The sequence below is a fragment of the Streptomyces azureus genome, assembly GCF_001270025.1.
Lineage (GTDB): Bacteria > Actinomycetota > Actinomycetes > Streptomycetales > Streptomycetaceae > Streptomyces > Streptomyces azureus.
Window position 1 is genome coordinate 1 of the sequence record NZ_DF968319.1, and the last position, 5,026, is coordinate 5,026.

Genomic DNA, 5,026 nt, shown 5'->3' on the forward strand with positions numbered 1-5,026 from the left:
GTGCTCGGGCGGGAGTGGGGCGCTGGAGCGGGCCGACGCGGGACGCTGGAGCGGGCCGTGCGCGCGGCGGGACAGGACGTGCGCGAGGCGGCGGAACAGGCCGTGCACGCGGTGGTGCCCCTCAGTCCTTGACGGCTCCCGCCGTCACACCCGCGGCGACATAGCGCTGGGCGAGCACGAGGATGATCGCGGCGGGCAGGGAGGCCACGACGGCGGTGGCCATGATGGCGTTCCACTGCTGGTTGTTGTTGCCGATGTAGTGGTAGATCCCGAGCGTGATCGGCTGCTGGGCGCCGCCGTTGTCGAGGGTGCCGGCGAAGACGAAGTCGGACCAGGACCACAGGAACGCGAACAGGGACACGGTGACGATCGCGTTGCGGCTCATCGGCAGGACGATCGACCAGAAGGTGCGCGCGGCTCCGGCGCCGTCGGTGCGGGCGGCCTGGAGCAGCTCGCCCGGGATGCCGGTCATGAACGCCGTGAAGATCAGCACTCCGAAGGGCACGGCCAGGGTCGAGTCCGCGACGATGAGGCCGGGGACCGACTGGAGCAGACCGAGCTGGAGGTAGATGGCGTAGAAGCCCATCGCCATGATGATGCCGGGCACCATCTGGGCGGCCAGCATGAGGAAGCCGAGCAACCCCCCGCCCGGGGGCCGCAGTTTGGCCAGGGCGTAGCCGGCGGGCGCCGACAGCGCCACGGTCAGCACGACGGTGCCGAGTCCGATGACGAGGCTGGTGCCCAGGTAGGGCAGTTGCTCGTCGAGGACGGTGCGGTAGCCCTCCAGGGTCCCGTGCAGCGGGAGCAGGTCGGGGGGCGACTTGCGCATGTCCTGGTCCCGGGTGAGGGACACGTTGATCATCCAGTAGACCGGAAAGAGCATCACCGCCGTCACGAGGACGCCGACGGCCGTCTTCCACCGGGTGCCGATGCTGCGGGCGGTCATGACAGGTGCTGCTTTCGCTGGGCGCGTACGTGGAGGAGGCCGAAGCAGAGGGCGGTGACGACGAGCAGGTTCCCGACCGCCGCTCCGGGGCCGAAGGCGGGCACGAGGTTGCCGAACCCCAGTCGGTACGACCAGGTGGCGAAGGTGGTGGACGAGTCCGCCGGGCCGCCCTTGGTCATGATCCAGATGATGTCGAAGACCTTGAGCGTGTAGATCAGCCCCAGCAGCAGGGTGATCGCGGACACCGGGCGCAGAAGCGGGAAGGTGATGTGCCGGAACCTCTGCCAGGCACTGGCACCGTCCAGCGCGGCCGCCTCGTACAGGGCGGCGGGGATCGCCTGCAGCCCGCTGTAGAGGACGACGAGGTTGAACGGGACGCCGATCCAGATGTTCGCGATGATCACCGAGGCCAGGGACCAGGACGGCGAGGTCAGCCACTGCACCGGGCCGATGCCCACGGCGTGCAGGGCCGCGTTGACCACGCCGGAGTCGCTGTTCAGCATCCACGACCAGGTGGAGGCCGACACGATCAGCGGCAGCAGCCACGGCACCAGGAAAAGAGCCCGCAGGGTCGCGGAGAGGCGGAAGTACTGGTTGAAGAAGACCGCGAGGGCCAGGCCGATCACGTACTGGACGAGCAGGGACGCCACGGTGAAGACCACCGTGTGGATCAGGGCGGGCTCGAAGGCCGGATCGTGCAGGATCGTCCGGTAGTTGGCGAGGCCCGTGAAGGGCGCGTCGCCCTCGACGAAGGAACGGACCGTGTAGTCGCGCAGGCTGAGGTCGAGGTTGCGGTAGAGGGGATAGGCGTAGAAGACCGCGAGGTAGACGGTGACGGGGGCGAGGAAGCCCCAGGCGGTCCACTGCCCGGAGCGGGGACGCCGTGGTCGCTTCGCGACCGGGACCGGGGAGGGACCGCCGGGGGCGGGCGGGGCGGCGGTGGCCGCCCCGCCGCCCCGTGCGCGCCCGGTGTGCCGGTCGGCCAGGTGGGTCGTGTCGTTCATCGATGGGAATCCGGGTTCTCGCTACTTCCGGCGGACTACTTGGCGGCGGACTGCGCCGCGGCAAGCGCTGCCTGCGGGGACCTGGAACCGCTGAGGGACGCCTGCACCGCGGTCCACAACTGCTGGGAGATCTTGGGGTACTTGGTGCCCAGGTTGTCGCTGGTCCGCCCCTTGCCGGCCTTGACCGCGGCCACCCAGACCTTCAGGTCGGGGTCGGCGGCGACCTGCTTGGCCTGGACGGCGTCGGTGGGCGCGACGTACGACAGGGTGGTGTCGGTGTCGTACGAGTTCTCGGCACTGGTCAGGCAGGTGACGATCTTGTCCGAGGGGCCGTAGCGGTCGGTCCGCTTCTGGACGGGCACGGTGACGAACTCGCCGCCCGTCGGCACCGGGGCGCTGCCGCCCCACCTGCCCGGTACGGGGATGACGCCGTAGTCGAAGCCGGCCTTCTTGGCGTTGGCCAGCTGCCATGTGCCGTTCTCGGCGAAGGCGTAGTCGCCGCTCGCGAACTCCTGCCAGCTGGTGGTCTGGGTGTTGTTGATCACCGAGTTGGGTGCGTAGCCCTTCTTCAGCCAGTCGGTCCACAGTCCGAGCGCGGAGACGGCGTCCGCGGAGTTCAGCTTGGTCAGCTGCGCGCCGGATCCCCAATACCACGGCAGGAACTGGAAGCTGCCCTCCTCGGTGCCGACCGCCGAGAAGGTGATGCCCTTCTTGCCCGCCGCCTTGACCTTCGCCAGCGCGGCGGTCAGCGACTTCCAGCCCTGGATGGTGGAGATGTCGACACCGGCATCCTTCAGGACCCGCTTGTTGTAGTAGAGGGCCAGCGTGTTGGCGCCGACCGGTATGCCGTACGTCTTGTCGCCGGACCGGCCGGGGCCGAGCAGGTTGGACTGCACCTTCGAGGTGTCGATCCCGTTCTCGTCCGTCGTGGTCAGCACTCCGGCCTCGGCCAGGGTGGACACGACCGGGTTGTCGACGATCAGTACGTCGGGCGCGTTGCCCTGCTGGGCTGCCAACAGGGTCTTGTTGGTCAGGTCGGTGGTGTCGAAAGCGGTCCGCTTGATCGTCACCCCGGCCTTGCTGCCGCATCTGTCCAGCAGCTTCGCCCAGTTCGAGGTCTTGTCGAACTGCGGGTACGGGTCCCACACCGTGTAGGTGCTCTTGCTCCCGTCGGATCCGGCCGTCGTGGAGCTGCCGGAGGAGGAGCAGGCGGTGACGCCGGTGGCGACGGCGACCAGGGTCGTGGCGGCGGCGATCAGACGTCGTTGTGCGGCTCTGTTCATGGGGTGGGGCCTTTCCGTTTCGTGCAGTGCGGGTGAGAGGTGCAGGTGCTGGTGAGAGGTGCGGGTGGGCAGGGTGGACCGTCCGCCCACCCGGCGTTCGTCGTGTCGAACGCCATTCGGTGAAGTGATCAGGCGGCTTGGGGTCCGCGAGAAGGTCGCGGCTCGGGCGGGTACGGCTCGGGGTGTCCGCCCCGAAGGCGATGGCCGTGCCGGGCCGTCCGGCGCCTGGAGGTCAATCCGGCGCCTGGAGGTCAGGCGGGACCGGTGCTGGAACGCAGGGAGATGGGTGGGGCCAGGAGGCGGGAGCGGGGAATCGACTCGGGGTCGTCGAGTCGCTCGGCGAGCAGATCGATGGCGAGTCGGCCCAACTGCTCCGCCGGTACGTCGGCCGCGGTGAGCGGCGGGGTGACCGTCTCGGCCCAGCGCGCGGCCGCCACCCCGGTGACCGAGAAGTCGCCGGGCACCAGACGGCCCGACTCGGCCAGGCCACGGTACAGCCCGCCGAGGGCGGCCTCGTTGAGGGTGACCAGAGCCGTGGTGGCCGGGTCGTCGCGCAGGATCCGCGCCGCGCACAGCTGACCGGAGAGCGCGTCGTCCCCGCAGTTGTACGTCCGTGCGCTGAGCCCGCGTTCCGCGACGGCCTTGGTGAACCCCTCCAGCCCCCGGCGGGCCGACTCGTACCCGGCCTTGAGCAGTTGCTCGGGCCGGTTGACCAGGGCGAGGGTGCGGTGGCCCAGGTCGGCGAGGTGGTGCACGCACGCCGCAGCGAGCGCGGCGTGGTCGATACCCACCCACCACGTACCGTCCGGGTGCGCGGTGCGGCCGATGGTGACGAAGGGGAAGCCGACTTCGTTGAGGTGGGAGACCCGGTCGTCGTCCAGCCTGATCTCCATCACAATCGCGCCGTCGACCCTCCGCTCCGCCAGCAGCCTCTGGAAGGAGCAGTCGCTGTCCATGCCGCTGGGTGACAGCAGTACGTCGTAGTCCCGGTCGGCGGCGGCCTCCACCACGCTGCCGATGAAGTCCAGTTGCATGCCGGTGTAGTGGTGTCCGGCGGGCGGGAAGACGAGGCCGAGCGTCCTGGTCCGGCCGTTCGCCAGAGCCCTCGCGCTGGCGTTGGGCTGATAGCCCAGCTCGGCGATGACCTGCTGGACCCGGCGCCGGGTCTCCTCCGACACCGGCCGCTTGCCGCTCACTGCGTAGGAAACCGTGCTCCGGGAAACCCCGGCCCGGCGGGCGATCTCACCGATGTTCACGGCAACTCCCTTGCACGACAGCGAACCGGTTCGACTCTTTGGTGAGGAGAGAGGCGGACCACTGGGAATGGACAGGGCGGGAAGGGTGGGGTGCTGCGTACCGGGTGTCGAACCGGTTCGCGTTGCGATGAAAGTAGAAAACGCCCTCGGGGCTGTCAACGGATCGTGAAGGCACTTTGCCCAAAGCATGCGATCCGCTTGCTCTCCTATCAGGGAAGGTTCCGTCAACTGCGGGGACGAGGCACCGGCGCGGCGACGGACCCTCCGGGGACTTGCGGCGTCCGGGGCCGGGGCGGGGGCCGGGGTGGTTTCGTCAAGGCCCCATTTCCGGTGCCCCTTGATCCACACCGGGATCAGCCGAAGCCCGCCCTACGTGCAGCGACCACCCGTCCGAGGAAGCGCGTGCGAGCCCCGTTCCGGGGCCCCACTCCTCTAGATGATCTATTCCAAGGGGTCAGTGATCGTAGGAGATCAGTGAGCGTAGAACGGTTTGTCCGGTGGCGTCGTTGTGCCAGATCGCGGCGGTCAGCGCGAGAA

At 69.2% G+C, this 5,026-nt stretch carries 4 protein-coding genes; all 4 read right to left on the reverse strand.

Annotated elements, in window-relative coordinates:
- Positions 1-121 precede the first annotated feature (121 nt).
- Positions 122-946: a carbohydrate ABC transporter permease gene (locus AOQ53_RS22725; protein WP_059419969.1), complete on the reverse strand. Its 825-nt coding sequence runs from the start codon at positions 944-946 to the stop codon at positions 122-124.
- Positions 943-1,950 (reverse strand): carbohydrate ABC transporter permease, encoded by a 1,008-nt coding sequence (locus AOQ53_RS22730; RefSeq protein ID WP_059419971.1) that lies wholly within the window; start codon positions 1,948-1,950, stop codon positions 943-945. Before AOQ53_RS22730 ends, AOQ53_RS22725 begins: the two co-directional genes overlap by 4 nt.
- Positions 1,951-1,985: 35 nt before the next feature.
- Complete coding sequence (locus AOQ53_RS22735) at positions 1,986-3,233, reverse strand: sugar ABC transporter substrate-binding protein (RefSeq protein ID WP_059419973.1); 1,248 nt, start codon at positions 3,231-3,233, stop codon at positions 1,986-1,988.
- Between the two features lie 251 nt (positions 3,234-3,484).
- Positions 3,485-4,489: a LacI family DNA-binding transcriptional regulator gene (locus AOQ53_RS22740; protein WP_059419974.1), complete on the reverse strand. Its 1,005-nt coding sequence runs from the start codon at positions 4,487-4,489 to the stop codon at positions 3,485-3,487.
- Between the last annotated feature and the right edge of the window lie 537 nt (positions 4,490-5,026).

Bases quoted from the DNA above. Each gene is read 5' to 3' on its own strand.
- AOQ53_RS22725 (WP_059419969.1), bottom strand. From the start codon at position 946: ATGACCGCCCGCAGCATCGGCACCCGGTGGAAGACGGCCGTCGGCGTC.
- AOQ53_RS22730 (WP_059419971.1), bottom strand. From the start codon at position 1,950: ATGAACGACACGACCCACCTGGCCGACCGGCACACCGGGCGCGCACGG.
- AOQ53_RS22735 (WP_059419973.1), bottom strand. From the start codon at position 3,233: ATGAACAGAGCCGCACAACGACGTCTGATCGCCGCCGCCACGACCCTG.